Source organism: Curtobacterium sp. MCSS17_007, assembly GCF_003234175.2.
Taxonomy (GTDB): Bacteria; Actinomycetota; Actinomycetes; order Actinomycetales; family Microbacteriaceae; genus Curtobacterium.
On sequence record NZ_CP126257.1, the window covers coordinates 107,950 to 125,528 of the forward strand.

Here is a 17,579-nt window from a genome sequence, read left to right on the forward strand (position 1 = left end):
CCCGGGCCGACCGCGCCGGCCGAGCGCGTCGCGCCTGCCTCAGCGCCCCCGACCGAACCGCGTGGTGACCCCGGGTGAGTAGAGCACCGAGTCCGGCTCCAGCCCGGACAGGCCGGACGGCAGTCCCGCCGCCGCGACCAGGTCGTCCCGCAGCGACACGAGGGTCGCCCGGTGCAGCGGCCACGACTCGTGCTCGTTCGGCCAGTACCGGGTCGCACCCACCCGCCGGACGTGCATGCCCCACCGAGCCGTCAGGAAGGTCTCGAGCGCGGTCGGTTCGTCCACCACCGGCCCCACCCGGACGTCGAAGGTCGACCGCAGGTGCGTCCCGTGCCGACGCATCGCGTAGCCCACACGGCCGTCGGCCTTCCGGATCGCCGCGTGCGCCCACCAGTACGGCAGGCCGGTCGCCACCCGTGCGCCGACGGTCGGGAGGAACTTGCCCGCGTCGAGCGACAGGAACGCCACGCCCCGCCGGCCCTGGTCGTCACGCGTGTAGACCCGCACGTTCACCTCGACGAAGTCGCCGACGCTGCCGGCCCGGCCGAGCGGTCCGAGCGGTGGGAACCGCGTGTCCGTGAAGCGGAAGCCGATCAGGCCGACCCACGTGGTCGACCCGTCGTCGGTCCCGTCGGGTGCCATCGTGTCCGGGGACGCCCCGGCGGGCAGCAGCGGCGCCACGGCGGAGACGTCCACACGCCAGTGCACGAAGACCACGTCGAGCCAGTCCTGCGAGATCCACGGGCGGCCCCGCAGTGGCGGCGCCACCGCCTCGACGGCGGGGAGGCCCGGCTCTGCCCCGTCGCGCCGGCTCGCGGTCACGAGCCGCTCGCGTCGTCGCCGTGCGCAGCCGCCGGCACGTCGTCCCACCCGGTCTGCGGCGTCGCGCAGGTCCCGCGGAACACGTACTGCGACGGGCGCTTCCGCTCGTTCGACACCCAGTCGATGGCGGGACGTCGGCGCTCCGGCGGCAGGTACCCGATCCGGTACACGGCCATCAGCTCGAGCTCCGGCGGCACCGCGAGGAGCTGCTCGACCTCGGCCCAGGCCTCCTCGATCTCCATCGGGAAGGACACGAACTGGATCCCGAGGCCGAGCTCGGTCGTGGCGAGCCAGACGTTCTCCATCGCCGCGCCCATGCTGAACACGGAGTAGAAGGCGTTGCGCGCCTCCTTCCGGTACTCGTCACGGTCGAGCATCACCCCGAGCAGGAGCGGCGACCCGGCGACGAGCTTCCGGTTCTCCTCGCCGAGGGTCTGCGGTACCCGGAGCGTGTTCATGAGCAGCTGCCCGCGCTTCGTGAACACCTGCTTCGTGAAGGGCTTGAGCGGCCCGGGCAGCTTGTCGAACAGCATCCCGTCGCGGCGCTCGTCCATCTCGGCCTGCGAGAACCGGAAGTACGGACGGTAGCGCTCGAAGAAGGACCCCTCGGCCATCGTCTGCGTCATCGAGCGACCGCTGATGTCGGCGATGCGGTCGATGGTGTCCCGCTCCTCGACGATGACGAAGCGCCACGGCTGGCTGTTCAGCTGCGAGGGCGCCCGTCCGGCGAGCTCCATGAGCAGCCGCTGGTGCTCCTCGGACACCGGGTCGGGCAGGAACGCCCCGTTGGTCGTGCGCCGGCGTCGGATGGCCTCGAAGAGCTCCACTGCATCCCTCGTGTCTCGTGGTCGCGGTCAGCGCCGTGCGAGCAGCGCCCCCAGGTAGGACGGTGCGGCGGCGACCGCGACTCTCCAGTGTGCTCCGGAGCGGGGGTTCGTGCGTGGAGCGAGTGCGAGCGGGACGAGTGCGGGCAGCAGGAAGAGCGCGGAGCGGTCCCGCGTCCAGACGGGGGTGGTCGCGGCGGCACCGGTCAGGGTCGCGGTCACGACGAAGAGGCCGTGGTGGACGATCCGGAGCTTCCTGGTGCGGATGAGGCGCACCGCGACCGCGGTGCCCCAGAGGCAGTTGGCCAGGTAAGCCACGGAGGCCGCGGTGACCAGGCGGCGGGCCGCCAGCGGTCGGACGGGAGGCACGCCGTGCCTCCCGGCTGTCGTCTCACGTCCCACGGACGCGACCCTACGCGGTCGGGCTACGCGGACTCGCGGGAGACGAGCTTGGAGAGCACGATCGCGCTGCGGGTGTGGTCGACCTGCGGGGCCAGGCGCACGCGGTCGAGCGCCAGCTCGAGCGCCGGCAGGTCCCGCGAGCGCATGTGCACGACGGCGTCGGCGCTGCCGGTCACGGTCCCGGCGTCGACGACCTCGGGGACGGTGTCGAGCAGCGTCCGGAGCTCGTCGGGGGAGACCGTGCCACGGCAGTAGAGCTCCACCCAGGCCTCGGTGCCGCGGTCCTCCACAGCGGGGTCGACCTTGATCGTGAAGCCCTGGATGACCCCGTCGGCGACGAGTCGGTCGACGCGGCGCTTCACGGCGGACGCCGAGAGCCCGACCACCGACCCGATGTCGCCGTAGCCGGCCCGGGCGTTCTCCCGGAGCTGGTCCAGGATGCGGTGGTCGAGTGTGTCCATCGACGAACATGGTACGCGGGGTTCTTGCGAGCGAGGTGGGTCCGACGCAGGAATCGTGCGTCACCCGAACGGGTGCCACGCGCTCGCGAACGGGGTACTGCACCGACCGGACCGTTCGTGTCAGACTGCTGCTGGCGTCGACCTGGTCCGCTGCGGTGAGTGAGCCTGCGTCTCATCGGAGTGCTTCACCCGTGGTGGTTCCTGGCAGGCTCGGGCCCCGGTCCCAGGAGGACTGATGTCGAACACCGCAACCGAACCGCAGGCAGCACCGGCCCGTGTCGCCACGAAGCGCACGATCCTGATGTGCAAGCCGACGCACTACACGGTCAGCTACCGGATCAACCCGTGGATGCACCCCGAGGAGCCGACCGACACGTCGAAGGCCGTCGAGCAGTGGCAGTCCCTCGTCGATGTCTACGAGCAGCTCGGCTTCGACATCTCGTACATCGAGCCGATCGAGGGCCTGCCCGACATGGTCTACGCGGCGAACGGCGGCTTCGTGCTCGACGGCATCGCGTACGGCGCGAAGTTCCAGTACCCCGAGCGCCAGCCCGAGGGTCCCGCGTACATGGACTGGTTCCGCAGCGCCGGCCTGACCGTGGCGGAGCCGCGCGAGACCAACGAGGGCGAGGGTGACTTCCTGCTCGTCGGCAACACGATCTTCGCGGGCACGGGCTTCCGTTCGGACAGCACCTCGCACGAGGAGCTCGCCGAGCTCTACGGGCGCGAGGTCGTCACCCTCAAGCTCATCAACCCGAGCTTCTACCACCTCGACACCGCCATCGCCGTGCTCGACCCGGAGCCCGCTGCGGACGGGACCAGCAACATCGCGTACCTCGAGAGCGCCTTCGACGAGCCCTCGCTGGCGATCCTGCGCGAGCGCTTCCCGGACGCGATCATCGCGACCGAGGAGGACGCCGCGATCCTCGGCCTGAACTCGTACTCCGACGGCTACAACGTCGTGATCGCCTCGCGGGCGACGACGTTCGCCTCGCAGCTCAAGGAGAAGGGCTACAACCCGATCGGCGTCGACCTGTCCGAGCTGCTGCTCGGCGGCGGCGGCGTGAAGTGCTGCACGCTCGACCTGCACCCCGTCGGCACCGGCACCTCGGTCGCGCGGTAGCCGTGAGCACCGCGACCGGAGCCGGTACCCAGACGGGTACCGGCGCGTTCGGTGACGCCACCGCGGCGGCCCTGGCCGTCGAGGACCGCTCCCTCGCCCACAACTACAGCCCGCTGCCGGTCGTCATCGCGTCCGGCGACGGCGCGTGGGTGACCGACGTGGACGGCAAGCGCTACCTGGACGGACTCGCCGCGTACTCCGCGGTGAACTTCGGCCACGGCAACCCCCGGCTGCTCGACGCCGCCCGGGCCCAGCTCGACCGCGTGACCCTGACGAGCCGCGCGTTCGTCAACGACCGGCTCGGACCCTTCGCGTCGGCACTCGCCGAACTGACGGGCACCGACCTCGTCCTGCCGATGAACACCGGCGCCGAGGCCGTCGAGTCCGCGATCAAGGTCTCCCGCGCCTGGGGCTACCGCGTCAAGGGCGTACCGGCCGGCCAGGCCACGATCGTCGTCGCGTCCGGGAACTTCCACGGGCGCACCACGACGATCGTGTCGTTCTCCGACGACCCCTCGGCCCGCGAGGACTTCGGGCCGTACACGCCCGGCTTCCGCACCGTGCCGTACGGTGACGCCGCAGCCCTGCGGGAGGCGATGGACGAGACCGTCGTCGCCGTGCTGCTCGAGCCGATCCAGGGCGAGGGCGGCGTGGTGATCCCGCCCTCGGACTACCTGCCGGCGGTCCGCGCGGTCTGCGACGAGTTCGGCGCGCTGTTCGTCGCCGACGAGATCCAGTCGGGTCTCGGGCGCACCGGGCACACCCTCGCCGTGCAGCGCGTCGACGTCACGCCGGACCTCATCACGCTCGGCAAGGCGCTCGGCGGTGGCATCGTCCCGGTGTCGGCCGTCGTGGGCTCGCGCGAGGTGCTCGGGGTCCTGCGTCCGGGCGAGCACGGATCGACGTTCGGCGGCAACCCGCTCGCAGCCGCCGTCGGGTCCGAGGTCGTCGCGATGCTCGGCGAGGGCACGTTCCAGCAGCGCGCACTCGACGGTGAACCGCTGCTCCGCGGGCTGCTCGACGAGCTCGTCGGGCACGGCGTCGTCGCACACCGCGTCGCCGGGCTCTGGGCGGGGATCGACATCGACCCCGCGCTCGGCACCGGCAAGGAGATCGCGAAGGACCTCGCCGGCCGCGGCGTGCTCGTGAAGGACACGCACGGGTCGACGATCCGCTTCGCGCCGCCGCTCGTCGTCACCGACGACGAGGTGCGCCTGGCGATCGGGACCCTCGGCGAGGTGCTGGCCGCGCGGTAGACGCGACCACCTGCCGGACGGGAGGCGCGGTGCCAGCGGGTGCCGCGCCTCCCGTCCGTCTGCCGTACGCGGCGCGCGCGTCCGGACCGCACTCGGTGGAACAGGAACCGTCGGGTCCGCGTCGCCGACCCGACGATCCCTGCTCCACGAACGCGCGCCCAGCGTCAGCGCACCTGCCACCGCTCCACGAGCTGGTCCATCAGCCCGTCGAGCCGCTCGTCCGTGACCTGGCGCGACGGGTCGGCGTCGAACCACGCGACGATCTCCCGCGCCCCCTGCCGGATCGACGTCGTCTGCGCGAACTCCGGTACGAGCGTCTGCACCTTCGTGTTGTCGAACACCGAGGTGTTCGCCTTGTCCCCGAGCAGGCTCGCGCCCCAGTCAGCGTCGAGCGCGTCGATCGCGTCCGACGGTACGTGCACGATCTGCAGGTCGTCGACCCCGGCGGCCGCCGCGAGCTCGTGCGCGATGCGGTCCCACGTCGGTGCCTCGTCGCCGGTGATGTGGAAGGCCTCGCCGATCGCTTCGGCACGGTCGAGCAGCCCCACGAAGCCGACCGCGAAGTCCCGCGCGTGCGTGATCGTCCACAGCGAGCTGCCGTCCCCGCACACCACGATCGGCTTGCCCGCACGCATGCGCCCGAGCACCGTCCACCCGCCCGAGAACGGCACCAGGGTCTCGTCGTAGGTGTGGGACGGCCGGATGATCGTCATCGGGAAGTCGTCCTCGCGGTACGCCTTCGTGAGCAGGTCCTCGCACGCGATCTTGTCCCGCGAGTACTGCCAGAACGGGTTCTTCAGCGGCGTCGACTCGGTGATCGGTAGGTGCGTCGCGGGCGTCTGGTACGCCGAGGCCGACGAGATGAAGACGTACTGGTTCGTGCGACCCGTGAACACGTCGATGTCGCGCTGCACCTGGTCGGGCGTGAAGGCCACGAAGTCGATGACGACGTCCCACTGCTGGTCGCCGATCGCCGCCTCGAGCGCGGTGCGATCCGACACGTCGGCCTGGAGGCGCGTCACGCTCTCCGGGATCGGCCGCTTGTCCGTCGTGCCCCGGTTGAGCACGGTGACGGCGAACCCCTGTTCGACGGCTTCGCGGACGCACGCGGCGCTGATGATGCCGCTGCCGCCGATGAACAGCACGCTCGGTCCCGACATGGATGCTCCCTTGCTCCCGGCGGTGCCGCTGTGCACCGCGCCCCTGCGATCCTGCCCCACGCGGCCCGCGTACCGTCACGGGTCGGGGCGCACCGATGCGCTCCACGACAGGAGTGACACGCACATGGAGTACCGCTACCTCGGCAACTCGGGCCTCAAAGTGTCCGAGATCACCTACGGCAACTGGCTCACCCACGCCTCCCAGGTCGAGAACGACGCGGCGATCGCCTGCGTCCGCGCCGCCCTCGACGTCGGCATCTCGACGTTCGACACCGCCGACGTCTACGCGAACACCGGTGCCGAGACCGTCTTCGGCGAAGCGCTGAAGGGGGAGCGTCGCCAGTCGCTCGAGATCGCCACGAAGGTGTTCGGTCCGACCGGCCCGAAGGGGCACAACGACACCGGGCTGAGCCGGAAGCACATCCTCGAGTCGATCGACGGCTCGCTCGAGCGGCTGCAGACCGACTACGTCGACCTGTACCAGGCGCACCGCTACGACCACGAGACCCCGCTCGAGGAGACGATGCAGGCGTTCGCCGACGTCGTGCGGCAGGGCAAGGTCCTGTACGTCGGCGTCTCGGAGTGGACGGCGGACCAACTCCGCGCCGGCGCCGAGCTCGCGAAGGACCTCGGGTTCCAGCTCATCTCGAACCAGCCGCAGTACTCGGCGCTCTGGCGGGTCATCGAGGAGGAGGTCGTCCCCGCGTCGAAGGAGCTCGGCATCTCGCAGATCGTCTGGTCCCCGATCGCCCAGGGCGTCCTGACGGGCAAGTACCAGCCCGGTCAGCCGCTGCCCGAGGGCTCGCGTGCCACCGACGACAAGGGCGGCGCGAAGATGATCGAGCGCTTCATGAACGACGAGGTGCTCTCGGCGGTGCAGGAGCTCGGGCCGATCGCCGACGAGCTGAGCCTGTCGATGGCGCAGCTCGCGGTCGCGTGGGTGCTGCAGAACGAGAACGTGGCGTCGGCGATCATCGGCGCCTCGCGCCCGGAGCAGGTGCACGACAACGCCGGCGCGGCCGGGGTGCAGATCCCTGCCGAGCTGATGTCCCGCATCGACGACGCCCTCGGGTCGGTCGTCGAGCGCGACCCGGCGAAGACGAACGACAGCAGCCCGAAGACCCGCGAGGCCTGACGCTCCACCGCGGCTGCATGGCCACGGGTCGAACCACGATTCCGACATCGAACCAGCCGCACGAGCTGGCTCGATGTCGGAAACGTGGTTCGGCGCCGCGCCAGCCAGCGCGGCCCACCGGGAACGCAAAAGAGCCCCTCACTCTCGTGAGGGGCTCTTCACCGTGGCTGGACACGGCATCGATCCGTGGACCTTTCGATTTTCAGTCGAACGCTCTACCAACTGAGCTATCCAGCCGTGGCGACCCTGACGGGACTTGAACCCGCGACCTCCGCCGTGACAGGGCGGCACGCTAACCAACTGCGCTACAGGGCCATATTGTGTTGTGTTCGGTGTCGTACAGCTGCTTGCTCACTCACGAGGAGTGACCCCAACGGGATTCGAACCCGTGCTGCCGCCGTGAAAGGGCGGTGTCCTAGGCCACTAAACGATAGGGCCGCAAGCTGCGCCGTGCGCTACCGGGAGTCAAGCATACGGACGCTCTGCGCGATGCACAAATCGAGTGCCCCCGAACGTGCATCCCCGGCGTGTCGCACTCGCTCGAAGTGGCCTGAGTAGGCGCCCGCTGCGACCATCGTGGGCGGCCTGGACCCTCGCTCGGGGGTGTCCGCGCCGTGACCCGTGTTGTTACTGTTGCGTCTGTTGACAGTGTGGCGAGTCCGAGCCTCGCCGCACCGTTACGAGATCGAGACCATGTCGCCTGCTTCCGCCCGCCCCCGCCCCCGCCGCCGCGTTCTCGCCGCCGCGGTCGCCGTCGTGCTCTCCGCCGGCGCTCTCGCCGCGGTCGGCCCGGTGTCCGCAGCGTCGGCTGCGAGCTACCCCAGCTGGTCGGACGTGGAGCAGGCGAAGGCGTCGAAAGACGCCCAGCAGGCCAAGGTCACCGAGATCACGGCGCTCCTGCAGGACCTGGACGCGAAGGCGTCCGCCGCACAGCAGGCGTCCGAGGCAGCCGGCACCGCCTACCAGACGGCGCAGACGAAGTACGACGCCGCGACCCTCGAGCAGCAGACGCTGCAGCAGCAGGCGGACGAGGCGGACCGCACCGCGAAGCGCTCCGAGGCGCAGGCCGGTCAGCTCGCCGCGCAGCTCGGCCGCGCGAGCGCGAACGACGTGACGACCGACATCCTCACCCACCCGTCCGATTCGGGTGACCTGCTGTACGAGCTCGGCGCGATGTCGAAGCTCACCGAGCAGGCCGACGGCATCTACTCCCAGGCCTCACAGGACCGCGGTGTCGCCCAGGGCCTCGCCGACCGTGCCCAGCAGGCGAAGGAGGCCCTCGGCGCGCTCGCCGACGCAGCCCAGGCGAAGATGCAGGCGGCTCAGGACGCCGCCGACCGCGCGCAGTCAGCGGTCGACGCCCAGGCGGACAACAAGGCGCGGCTCGAGGCGCAGCTCGAGCTCCTCACCACGAACGCGAAGGACGTCGAGGCCCAGTACGACAAGGGGGTCGCGGCAGCGAAGGCGGCGGAAGCGGCCCGCGCTGCCGCGGCCGCGAAGGCCGCAGCGACGAGCCAGGGCGGCTCCGGCGGTGGGGCCCCGAACTCCTCCGGCTGGGTGCGTCCCTCGGGCGGCTACCAGACGAGCCCCTACGGCTACCGCGTCGACCCGTACACGCACTACCGGGCACTGCACGCCGGGGTCGACCTCGCGCCCGCCTGCTACGCACCGATCTACGCCGCCCACTCCGGCACGGTCACGTTCGCGGCGAACGGTGGCGGCTACGGCAACGAGGTCGTGCTCGACAACGGCGGCGGCATCTCCACCGCCTACGGGCACATCGTCGACGGCGGCATCCTCGTCTCCGTCGGGCAGCACGTCGAGGCCGGGCAGCAGATCGCGAAGATCGGCTCCACCGGCTGGTCGACGGGGTGCCACCTCCACTTCGAGACCCGGGTGAACGGTTCCGCCGTCGACCCGGTCCCCTTCATGGCAGCGCGGGGGATCTCGGTTTGAGCAACAGCGCCGTCGAGAGGCCCTGAGCGAGACATGAAGCCCTCCTCCCGCACCCTGTCCGGCTGCACCGCGGTCGTCGCCGTCCTCGGTATCGGCCTGTCGGTCGTCGTCGCCGGTCCCGCCCAGGCAGCTCCGTCCGCCCCGAGCTGGGACGACGTGCGCCAGGCGAAGGCCGACACCGCGCAGGCCCAGGCGACGGTGGACGAGCTGAGCGCCCGGCTGCAGACGCTGCAGGACGCCGCGGACAGCGCCGAGGTCTCCGAGCTCCAGGCGGCGCAGGACTACGCGATGGCGGTGTCGCAGCAGCAGGAGGCACAGGCGTCGCTCGACGACCTGACCGCCCAGGCGAAGCGCGCCGAGCAGAAGGCGGACGAGTCGGCCGCACAGGTCGCCGGGCTCGTCGTGGAGCTGTCCCGCACGGGCGGGGGCGACCTGTCGACCTCGATGCTCGTCGACGCCTCGGACGCGAAGGACCTGCTCTACCGCGTGGGCACGGTCTCGCACCTGTCCGCGCGGTCGGCCCGGGTGCTCGCCCAGGCGCAGACCGACCAGAACACCGTCGAGTCGATCGCCGCGCAGCAGTCGGCGGCCACGAAGGCCCTCGCCGCAGCGACCGCGAAGTCCGAGCGCACCCTGGACCAGGCGAACGAGGCGTCGGCCTCAGCCCGATCCCGCGTCCAGCAGCAGCAGGACAGGCAGGCCGAGGTGCTCGACCAGTTGGCGTTCCTCAAGGGCACGAGCACGGCGACCGAGACGGCGTACTGGAACGAGCAGCAGGCGAAGCGGGCCGAGCAGCAGCTCGCGGCCCGGACCGCTGCCGCCTCCCGTGACACGGCATCCGGCGGCAGCAGCGACCCCGCGTCGCCGTCCGTACCATCGCGGCCGAGCACGTCGCGGCCGAGCACGACCCAGCCGAGCACCACGCAGCCGAACACGAGCCCGTCGCGCCCGAGCACCACGCAGCCGAACACGAGCCCCTCCCGGCCGAGCACGACACCGTCGCGCCCTGCGCCTGCGCCTGCGCCTGCTCCGGCCCCTGCTCCTGCGCCGGCCCCCGCAGCGGCGCCTGCCCCCGCACCGGCGCCTGCGCCGGCCCCGAAGCCGGTCTCGAGCCCGTCGAAGGCCGCCGGTGCCATCGCCTACGCCCGTGGTCAGCTCGGCAAGGCGTACGTGCTGGGCGGCGCGGGTCCGAACACCTGGGATTGCTCCGGCCTGGTGATGATGGCGTACAACTCGCAGGGCATCGCCACTGGCGGACACAACGTCGTCTGGCAGTACAACTACTTCAAGTCCGTCGGGCGCCTCGTCCCGCTGTCGCAGCGGCAGCCTGGCGACATCCTGTTCTACTCGACGAACGGCAGCGTCTCCGGCGCCTACCACGACAGCATCGTCACGAGCTACGGCACCATGGTCGAGGCCGCGCGCCCCGGCGTCGGCGTCGTCGAGCGCGGGATCTGGCTGCCGAACCAGCTCCTGCCGTACGTCGGCCGCCCGAGCGGCTCGGTCTAGCCCGAGCGACCCGCAACGAGCGACCCGCAACGAGCGACCCGCAACCCGCGACCGGGACCCCGACCCCGCACGAACGACGGCGCCCGCACTCCCCGAGGGGAGCGCGGGCGCCGTCCTGTGTGCGAGCGTCAGTGACCGGACGGCACGTACGCGGCCTGGCCGGCCTGCACGATGCGCTCGGCCTCGGCGGCGTCGCCCCAGCCCTCGGCCTTGACCCACTTGTTCGGCTCGAGGTCCTTGTAGCGCTCGAAGAAGTGCGCGATCTCGGCCTTGGTCTGCTCGTCGACGTCCGAGATGTCCTGGATGTGCTGCCAGCGCGGGTCCTTCGCCGGGACCACGAGGACCTTCGCGTCGTTGCCGGCCTCGTCGCTCATCTTGAAGACGCCGACCGGGCGGACCTTGACGCCGACGCCCGGGAAGACCGGGTACTCGAGCAGCAGCAGCGCGTCCACGGGGTCGCCGTCGTCGGCCAGCGTGTTCTCGAAGTACCCGTAGTCGGTCGGGTAGACGAACGAGGTGAACAGCACGCGGTCGAGGTACACGCGACCGGTCTCGTGGTCGACCTCGTACTTGTTGCGGCTGCCCTTGGGGATCTCGACGACGACGTCGTACGCGGCCATGTTGCGCTCCTGGTCTCATGTGCGGGAAGAAAGCGCGGCTAACGTTACCGGGTGAACACTCCGCGTCCCCGGTTGGACCCGGCCGTCGCCGCGACCCGGCTGGCGGTCCGGACGCTCCTCGCGCAGGCGCGCGACGAGGGGCTGCTGCAGCCCGGCGACCTGGTCACGGTCGCGCTCAGCGGGGGAGCCGATTCGCTCGCGCTCGCTGCGGCGACCGCGTTCGAGGCGCCGAAGCAGGACCTGCGGGCCGGTGCGGTGGTCGTCGACCACGCACTCCAGGCGGGCAGCGACGCGGTGGCGAGCCGCGCCTCCAGGACGGCCGCGTCGCTGGGTCTCGACCCGGTGACGGTCCGCCGGGTGGACGTCGGCTCGGACGGCGGTCCCGAGGGTGCCGCACGGGAGGCACGGCACACCGCGATCGCGCGGGCCGCCGCCGACACGGGGTCGCCCCTGGTGCTGTTCGGGCACACGCTCGACGACCAGGCCGAGACGGTGCTGCTCGGCCTGCTGCGCGGCAGCGGGCCGGACGCGCTGTCCGGCATGCCGCCGCTCGCGCGACGCGCGGCCGGTCCGGCCTACGGGCGGCCGCTCCTCGGGGTGCGCCGGCACACGACCAGGCAGGCCTCGGTCGCCGGGGGGCTCGTGCCGTGGGACGACCCGCAGAACGACGATCCCGCGTACGCCCGAGTGCGTGTGCGGACCGCGCTCATGCCCGTGCTGGAGCGCGAGCTCGGTGCCGGGGTGCCCGAGGCACTCGCCCGGACCGCCGAACAGCTCCGCGAGGACGCTGCGGCGCTCGACCACTTCGCCGAGGAGATGGCGGAGGACCTCGCCGAGCACTCCGAGGCGGGCATCTCGCTGTCCGTGCCCGAGCTGCAGGCGAACCCGCCGGCGCTCCGGCAGCGACTCGTCCGCCTGGCCGTGGAGGGGGAGTTCGGCGTGACGCTGTCGCGCACGCAGACGCTCGAGGTCTGCCGGCTCGTGACCGACTGGCGCGGGCAGGGACCGGTCGACCTGCCGGGGGTCCGGGCGTCGCGGGAGGGCGAGCGCATCGCGTTCGCCGCCCGTTAGAGTGCTCTGGTGGAACTCTCCGACGTCCAGGCAGACCTGTCCGAAGTGCTCTTCACCCCCGAGCAGATCGACGAGAAGCTCGCCGAACTCGCCGCGGTGGTCGACCGTGACTACGCGGGGAAGGACCCGCTGCTCGTCGGCGTGCTGAAGGGCGCCGTCATGGTCATGGCGGACTTCTCGCGGCACCTCAAGATGCAGGCGCGGATGGACTGGATGGCGGTGTCGTCGTACGGCTCCGGCACGAAGTCGTCCGGTGTCGTGCGGATCCTCAAGGACCTCGACACCGACCTGCACGGCCGCGACGTCATCATCGTCGAGGACATCATCGACTCCGGCCTGACGCTGTCGTGGCTCAAGCAGAACCTCGAGTCGCGCGGTGCCGCGAGCGTCGAGATCGTCGCCCTGCTCCGCAAGCCCGAGGCCGCCAAGGTCGAGGTCGACGTGAAGTACGCCGGCTTCGAGATCCCCGACGCGTTCGTGGTCGGCTACGGCCTCGACTTCGACGAGCGCTACCGGAACCTGCGCGGCATCGGCGTGCTCGCGCCGCACGTCTACTCCTGACCGGACGGGGCCGTCCGAGCGACCGGCCGGCCCGCACGGCGGTCTCCTGGCCCGGGTGGAGTTCGCCCGCAGAGGACACCCATTCTCGCCACAGAGTCGCCGCCGTATGCTGACCTCCACGCAACTCCGGCAGAGAAAGGTGTCGGGCCTCCGCGCCCGGATCACATGAACTTCAAGCGCATCTTCCGCGGCCCGTACCTCTACGTGCTCATCGCGCTGGTCGGCATCTTCATCGGCTGGAGCGTCATCGCGCAGTCCGGCACGCAGCAGATCGACACCCAGAAGGGTCTCGAGCAGCTCGCCGACGGCAAGGTGTCGTCCGTGGTCGTCAACTCGACCGAGCAGCGCGTCGACCTCACGCTCAAGGACGGCAACGCGAAGGAGCAGTTCTACTACTCCACGCCGCGCGGCGAAGAGGTCATCAAGGCCGTCAACGACGCCAACCTGCCCGACGGGTACAACGACACGGTGCAGCAGGGGAACTGGTTCTTGTCGCTGCTCGGCATCATCCTGCCGTTCCTCATCATCGGCGCCCTGTTCTGGTTCCTCCTGTCGAGTGCTCAGGGCGGCGGCTCGAAGGTGATGCAGTTCGGCAAGTCGCGCGCGAAGATGAACAACAAGGAGAACCCGCAGGTCACCTTCGCCGACGTCGCCGGTTCCGACGAGGCGATCGAGGAGCTCCACGAGATCAAGGAGTTCCTGCAGGAGCCCGCGAAGTTCCAGGCCGTCGGCGCCAAGATCCCGAAGGGCGTGCTGCTGTACGGCCCTCCCGGTACCGGCAAGACCCTGCTCGCCCGTGCGGTCGCCGGCGAGGCGGGCGTGCCCTTCTACTCGATCTCCGGTTCGGACTTCGTCGAGATGTTCGTCGGTGTCGGCGCGAGCCGTGTCCGTGACCTCTTCGAGCAGGCCAAGCAGAACGCCCCCGCGATCGTCTTCATCGACGAGATCGACGCCGTGGGTCGTCACCGTGGTGCCGGCATCGGCGGCGGCAACGACGAGCGCGAGCAGACGCTCAACCAGCTCCTGGTCGAGATGGACGGCTTCGACGGCAAGACCAACGTCATCCTCATCGCGGCGACGAACCGCCCCGACGTGCTCGACCCCGCCCTCCTGCGCCCGGGCCGCTTCGACCGCCAGATCGGCGTCGACGCCCCGAGCCTGCAGGGCCGCAAGCAGATCCTCGAGGTGCACGCGAAGGGCAAGCCGCTCGCCGCGAGCGTCGACCTCGAGCTCCTCGCCCGGAAGACCCCCGGCTTCACCGGTGCCGACCTGGCGAACGTCCTCAACGAGGCCGCGCTGCTCACCGCCCGGTCGAACGCGCAGCTCATCGACAACCGCGCCCTGGACGAAGCGGTCGACCGCGTGATGGCCGGCCCGCAGCGCCGCACCCGGATCATGTCCGACCAGGAGAAGCTCATCACGGCGTACCACGAGGGTGGTCACGCCCTGGCCGCCGCCGCGATGCGCCACACCGACCCGGTGACGAAGATCACGATCCTGCCGCGCGGTCGCGCCCTCGGCTACACGATGGTGCTCCCGCTCGAGGACAAGTACTCCGTGACGCGCAACGAGCTGCTCGACCAGCTCACGTACGCCATGGGCGGTCGAGTCGCCGAGGAGATCGTGTTCCACGACCCGACCACGGGTGCGTCGAACGACATCGAGAAGGCCACCTCGACCGCACGCAAGATGGTGACCGAGTACGGCATGAGCCGTGCGGTCGGTTCCGTCAAGCTCGGGTCGGGCTCGAGCGAGCCGTTCGTCGGCCGCGAGATGGGCGGCGGCAGCGGTCGCGACTACTCGGAGAACATCGCCGAGACCGTCGACGCCGAGACCCGCGCCCTGCTCGAGGCGGCGCACGACGAGGCCTACCAGGTGCTCAACGACAACCGCGACATCCTCGACCGCCTGGCCGGCGAGCTCCTCGAGAAGGAGACGCTGGACGCGCCGGAGCTCGTCGAGATCTTCAAGGACGTCCGCAAGCTCCCGGAGCGCCCGCAGTGGCTGTCGAGCGACCGCCGCCCGGTGTCGAACCTGCCGGCCATCTCGTTCCCGGGCAAGGCCGCGTCGACCGCGGTGGAGCAGGGCGACACGGAGTCGTCGTCGAAGCCCCGTCGTCGTCCGTTCGGCAACCCGGGTATCGCCCCCGCCTAGCCCGGCATGACCGACCTGCCGACGAGACGAGCACGCCGGCTCGCCGAGGCGAGCCAGGCCGCCGCCGCTGAGCAGCGGGCCCGCGCCGCAGCCGCGGAACCGCCGACGGTCGCGATCGACCTCCGCGCACCAGCACCGGTGCCGGAGATCGTGACCGGCCGTCGGCGCGACCCCGGCGTCGGGGGGAGCCGCGCCGTCGGCGGCGACGAGACCGCCGACCGCACCCGGGTGATGGGCATCCTCAACGTCACGCCGGACTCGTTCAGTGACGGCGGTCTGCACCTCGCGGTCGACGCGGCGATCGCCCACGCGCGCGACCTCGTCGCCTCCGGGGCCGACCTGGTCGACGTCGGCGGGGAGTCCACCCGTCCCGGTGCCGAACGGGTGCCGCTCGAGGTCGAGCAGGAGCGCGTGCTGCCGGTCGTCCGCCAGCTCGTGTCCGAGGGCATCGCCGTGAGCGTCGACACCATGAACGCCGCCACCGCCGAACGCGCGGTCGAGGCCGGTGCCGTGATCGTCAACGACGTGTCCGGCGGGCTGGCCGATCCCGACATGGTCCGCGTCGTCCGCGACACCGGTACCGGGTTCGTCGTCGTGCACTGGCGTGGGCACAGCGACCGGATGTACCGGAACGCCGAGTACACCCGTGCGGTCGAGGAGGTCCGGCGCGAGGTCGAACTGCGTGTCGCCGAGCTCATCGTGCTCGGCGTGCGCGAGGAGCAGGTCGTGATCGACCCGGGCCTCGGCTTCGCGAAGCAGGGCGCCCAGAACTGGGAGATCCTGGCCGGCTACGAACGCTTCGCGTCGATCGGGCTGCCGGTGCTCGTCGCCGCCTCGCGCAAGCGGTTCCTCGACGGGGTCGGCAGCGCCGCCGGTGCTCCGCCGCGCGACCGCGACCTCGCCACCGCGGCGATCAGCCTGCTCGCCGCCGAACGCGGGGCGTGGGGCGTCCGCGTGCACGACCCCGCACCGACCCGCGCGGTGCTCGACGTCTGGGATGCCTGGAGGGCAGCGCGAACATGAAGGACACCATCCGACTGACCGGAGTGCGCGCCCGCGGACACCACGGCGTCTTCGACCACGAGCGCGCCGACGGCCAGGACTTCGTCGTCGACGTCGCGGTCGAGGTCGACGCCCGAGTGTCGTCGGGGTCCGACGACCTGGACGACACCGTGCACTACGGGGTCGTCGCCGAGCAGGTCGTGGCCGAGATCGAGGGCGGGCCGGTCGACCTCATCGAGACCCTCGCCGAGCGCATCGCGTCCGCGGTGCTCACCCACCGGGCGGCGCTCGCGGTCGAGGTCACGGTGCACAAGCCCCAGGCGCCGATCACGGTGCCGTTCTCCGACGTCTCGATCACGATCCGCCGCACCCGCGGTGGTGCGGTGTCCCACGAGGAAGAAGAGTGAGCCGGGCGGTCATCGCGCTCGGCGCGAACCTCGGCGACCGCGGGAGCACCCTGCGGGCCGCTGCGCAGGCGATCGTCGCCGTGCCGGGCATCCGGCCGGTGGCGTCGAGCCACGAGGTCGAGTCCGTCGCCCTGACCCTCGACGGCCTCGACGACAGCAAGCCCCGGTACCGCAACGGCGTCGTCGTCGTCGACACCGACCTGGCGCCGCAGGACCTCCTCGACGCCCTGCACCGGATCGAGGACGACCACGGCCGCACCCGCGAGGTCCGCTGGGGCGACCGCACGCTCGACCTCGACGTGGTGGCGATCGACGACCTGCGGACCGACACCGCCACCCTGACGGTGCCGCACCCGCGCGCGGGGGAGCGAGCGTTCGTGCTCGCGCCGTGGCTCGACGCCGACCCGGAGGCCGTGCTGCCCGGGGTGGGACGCGTGGCCGACCTGCTCGAGTCGATCGGCGACGACACCGAGCGCGTCGACGAGCCCCGGCTGTTCGCGCCCGCGTCCCGGACCGCACCCGCGCCCGCGACCCGGACCGCACCCGACGCCGCGCCCGCACCCGACGCCGCAAGCGCAGCCGCGCCCGCACCCACTGCCGGAGCGGAGCCCGCCGCGTGAAGCCGACCCGCGCCTCCACCCTGGTCAGCGTCGCCCTCGTCGCCGCCGTCGCCGGGTTCGCCCTCGACGCCGTGCTGGCCTCGCGCCAGGAGCCGACCCTGCTGCTCTCCACGCCCCTCGGCGTGACGCTCGCCCTGATCGGCGTCGCCGTCGTCGCGATGGCCCGACCCGTCCGCCGGCACGCCCGCGACGGTGCCGGCCGGCAGCACCCCGTCGACCCGCTCTACGCCACGCGGGTCGTCGTGCTCGCGAAGGCCTCGAGCATCGCCGGTGCACTGTTCGGTGCCTTCGCCGCGGGGCTCCTCGTGTACCTCCTGACCAGGTCTGCCCTGCCGCCGCTAGGCTCGGTCCTGCCGAACGCCGTCGCGGTCGGGGGCGGTCTCGTGCTCGTGGTGTGCGCGCTCGTCGCCGAGCACATGTGCATGGCGCCGCCACCGGGCGACGACGATGACGACCTGCCCAGGGGCGGGACGGCCGCGAACTGACCGACGACCGC

18 protein-coding genes and 3 tRNA genes are annotated in these 17,579 nt (G+C 71.5%); 12 read left to right on the forward strand and 9 right to left on the reverse strand.

Annotated elements, in window-relative coordinates; all coding sequences use genetic code 11:
• Window positions 1-39: 39 nt before the first annotated feature.
• The 4 genes from DEJ22_RS00545 to DEJ22_RS00560 form a co-directional block, all read right to left on the reverse strand.
• Entirely contained in the window at window positions 40-822 is a 783-nt protein-coding gene (locus DEJ22_RS00545) for a YqjF family protein (RefSeq protein WP_111228035.1), read from the reverse strand.
• Window positions 819-1,649, reverse strand: coding sequence for a nitroreductase family protein (locus tag DEJ22_RS00550; protein ID WP_111227930.1), 831 nt, complete (start codon window positions 1,647-1,649; stop codon window positions 819-821). The genes DEJ22_RS00545 and DEJ22_RS00550 overlap by 4 nt, the downstream gene beginning before the upstream one ends.
• A gap of 27 nt (window positions 1,650-1,676) precedes the next feature.
• On the reverse strand, window positions 1,677-1,964 hold the full coding sequence (locus DEJ22_RS00555) for a hypothetical protein (protein WP_146241789.1): 288 nt from the start codon (window positions 1,962-1,964) through the stop codon (window positions 1,677-1,679).
• Window positions 1,965-2,071: 107 nt separating this feature from the next.
• Entirely contained in the window at window positions 2,072-2,509 is a 438-nt protein-coding gene (locus DEJ22_RS00560; RefSeq protein WP_058729711.1) for an Lrp/AsnC family transcriptional regulator, read from the reverse strand.
• A 235-nt stretch (window positions 2,510-2,744) separates the two neighbouring features.
• On the opposite strand from DEJ22_RS00560, the gene ddaH reads away from it, so the two are divergent.
• Together ddaH and rocD are read left to right on the forward strand one after the other, a co-directional pair.
• Window positions 2,745-3,632: a dimethylargininase gene (gene ddaH / locus DEJ22_RS00565; RefSeq protein WP_111227932.1), complete on the forward strand. Its 888-nt coding sequence runs from the start codon at window positions 2,745-2,747 to the stop codon at window positions 3,630-3,632.
• A 2-nt stretch (window positions 3,633-3,634) separates the two neighbouring features.
• On the forward strand, window positions 3,635-4,888 hold the full coding sequence (gene rocD, locus DEJ22_RS00570) for an ornithine--oxo-acid transaminase (RefSeq protein WP_111227933.1): 1,254 nt from the start codon (window positions 3,635-3,637) through the stop codon (window positions 4,886-4,888).
• 164 nt (window positions 4,889-5,052) lie between these two features.
• Here rocD and DEJ22_RS00575 read toward each other — a convergent pair whose 3' ends face one another.
• Window positions 5,053-6,048: an SDR family oxidoreductase gene (locus DEJ22_RS00575; protein ID WP_111228036.1), complete on the reverse strand. Its 996-nt coding sequence runs from the start codon at window positions 6,046-6,048 to the stop codon at window positions 5,053-5,055.
• Between the two features lie 124 nt (window positions 6,049-6,172).
• Between DEJ22_RS00575 and DEJ22_RS00580 the strand changes: the two genes are divergently transcribed.
• Window positions 6,173-7,183: an aldo/keto reductase family protein gene (locus DEJ22_RS00580; RefSeq protein WP_111227934.1), complete on the forward strand. Its 1,011-nt coding sequence runs from the start codon at window positions 6,173-6,175 to the stop codon at window positions 7,181-7,183.
• Window positions 7,184-7,347: 164 nt separating this feature from the next.
• Here the strand turns inward: DEJ22_RS00580 and DEJ22_RS00585 are convergent.
• From DEJ22_RS00585 to DEJ22_RS00595, 3 genes are all read right to left on the reverse strand, one after another.
• A tRNA-Phe gene (locus tag DEJ22_RS00585) sits at window positions 7,348-7,420 on the reverse strand.
• Window position 7,421: 1 nt separating this feature from the next.
• Window positions 7,422-7,498 (reverse strand) — tRNA-Asp (locus tag DEJ22_RS00590).
• 50 nt (window positions 7,499-7,548) lie between these two features.
• Window positions 7,549-7,621: transfer RNA gene (locus DEJ22_RS00595), tRNA-Glu, on the reverse strand.
• A 255-nt stretch (window positions 7,622-7,876) separates the two neighbouring features.
• Here DEJ22_RS00595 and DEJ22_RS00600 point away from each other — a divergent pair.
• Together DEJ22_RS00600 and DEJ22_RS00605 are read left to right on the forward strand one after the other, a co-directional pair.
• On the forward strand, window positions 7,877-9,139 hold the full coding sequence (locus DEJ22_RS00600) for a M23 family metallopeptidase (RefSeq protein WP_146241790.1): 1,263 nt from the start codon (window positions 7,877-7,879) through the stop codon (window positions 9,137-9,139).
• Window positions 9,140-9,172: 33 nt separating this feature from the next.
• The gene (locus DEJ22_RS00605; RefSeq protein WP_111227936.1) at window positions 9,173-10,648 is read left to right on the forward strand and encodes a C40 family peptidase; all 1,476 of its coding nucleotides are present in this window, start codon (window positions 9,173-9,175) and stop codon (window positions 10,646-10,648) included.
• A 128-nt stretch (window positions 10,649-10,776) separates the two neighbouring features.
• On the opposite strand, the gene DEJ22_RS00610 is transcribed toward DEJ22_RS00605, so the two are convergent.
• A complete protein-coding gene (locus DEJ22_RS00610; RefSeq protein ID WP_111227937.1) occupies window positions 10,777-11,268 on the reverse strand; it encodes an inorganic diphosphatase in 492 nt (163 codons plus the stop codon).
• A 51-nt stretch (window positions 11,269-11,319) separates the two neighbouring features.
• Between DEJ22_RS00610 and tilS the strand changes: the two genes are divergently transcribed.
• The 7 genes from tilS (at window position 11,320) to DEJ22_RS00645 (ending at window position 17,568) form a co-directional block, all read left to right on the forward strand.
• Window positions 11,320-12,339, forward strand: coding sequence for a tRNA lysidine(34) synthetase TilS (gene tilS / locus DEJ22_RS00615; RefSeq protein WP_111227938.1), 1,020 nt, complete (start codon window positions 11,320-11,322; stop codon window positions 12,337-12,339).
• Window positions 12,340-12,348: 9 nt separating this feature from the next.
• Window positions 12,349-12,900 (forward strand): hypoxanthine phosphoribosyltransferase, encoded by a 552-nt coding sequence (hpt, locus tag DEJ22_RS00620; RefSeq protein ID WP_031272831.1) that lies wholly within the window; start codon window positions 12,349-12,351, stop codon window positions 12,898-12,900.
• A gap of 165 nt (window positions 12,901-13,065) precedes the next feature.
• Window positions 13,066-15,054: an ATP-dependent zinc metalloprotease FtsH gene (ftsH, locus tag DEJ22_RS00625; protein WP_111227939.1), complete on the forward strand. Its 1,989-nt coding sequence runs from the start codon at window positions 13,066-13,068 to the stop codon at window positions 15,052-15,054.
• Between the two features lie 6 nt (window positions 15,055-15,060).
• Window positions 15,061-16,077, forward strand: coding sequence for a dihydropteroate synthase (folP, locus tag DEJ22_RS00630; protein WP_220033793.1), 1,017 nt, complete (start codon window positions 15,061-15,063; stop codon window positions 16,075-16,077).
• A complete protein-coding gene (gene folB / locus DEJ22_RS00635; RefSeq protein ID WP_111227940.1) occupies window positions 16,074-16,463 on the forward strand; it encodes a dihydroneopterin aldolase in 390 nt (129 codons plus the stop codon). Before folP ends, folB begins: the two co-directional genes overlap by 4 nt.
• Window positions 16,460-17,083 (forward strand): 2-amino-4-hydroxy-6-hydroxymethyldihydropteridine diphosphokinase, encoded by a 624-nt coding sequence (folK, locus tag DEJ22_RS00640; protein WP_111227941.1) that lies wholly within the window; start codon window positions 16,460-16,462, stop codon window positions 17,081-17,083. The genes folB and folK overlap by 4 nt, the downstream gene beginning before the upstream one ends.
• A complete protein-coding gene (locus DEJ22_RS00645) occupies window positions 17,080-17,568 on the forward strand; it encodes a DUF3180 domain-containing protein (RefSeq protein WP_111227942.1) in 489 nt (162 codons plus the stop codon). Before folK ends, DEJ22_RS00645 begins: the two co-directional genes overlap by 4 nt.
• Window positions 17,569-17,579 lie beyond the last annotated feature (11 nt).

Coding starts and splice junctions, on each gene's coding strand:
- folB (WP_111227940.1), top strand. CDS start 16,074: ATGAAGGACACCATCCGACTGACCGGAGTGCGCGCCCGCGGACACCAC.
- DEJ22_RS00610 (WP_111227937.1), bottom strand. CDS start 11,268: ATGGCCGCGTACGACGTCGTCGTCGAGATCCCCAAGGGCAGCCGCAAC.
- ftsH (WP_111227939.1), top strand. CDS start 13,066: ATGAACTTCAAGCGCATCTTCCGCGGCCCGTACCTCTACGTGCTCATC.
- DEJ22_RS00605 (WP_111227936.1), top strand. CDS start 9,173: ATGAAGCCCTCCTCCCGCACCCTGTCCGGCTGCACCGCGGTCGTCGCC.
- DEJ22_RS00580 (WP_111227934.1), top strand. CDS start 6,173: ATGGAGTACCGCTACCTCGGCAACTCGGGCCTCAAAGTGTCCGAGATC.
- folP (WP_220033793.1), top strand. CDS start 15,061: ATGACCGACCTGCCGACGAGACGAGCACGCCGGCTCGCCGAGGCGAGC.
- DEJ22_RS00600 (WP_146241790.1), top strand. CDS start 7,877: ATGTCGCCTGCTTCCGCCCGCCCCCGCCCCCGCCGCCGCGTTCTCGCC.
- DEJ22_RS00575 (WP_111228036.1), bottom strand. CDS start 6,048: ATGTCGGGACCGAGCGTGCTGTTCATCGGCGGCAGCGGCATCATCAGC.
- ddaH (WP_111227932.1), top strand. CDS start 2,745: ATGTCGAACACCGCAACCGAACCGCAGGCAGCACCGGCCCGTGTCGCC.
- DEJ22_RS00560 (WP_058729711.1), bottom strand. CDS start 2,509: ATGGACACACTCGACCACCGCATCCTGGACCAGCTCCGGGAGAACGCC.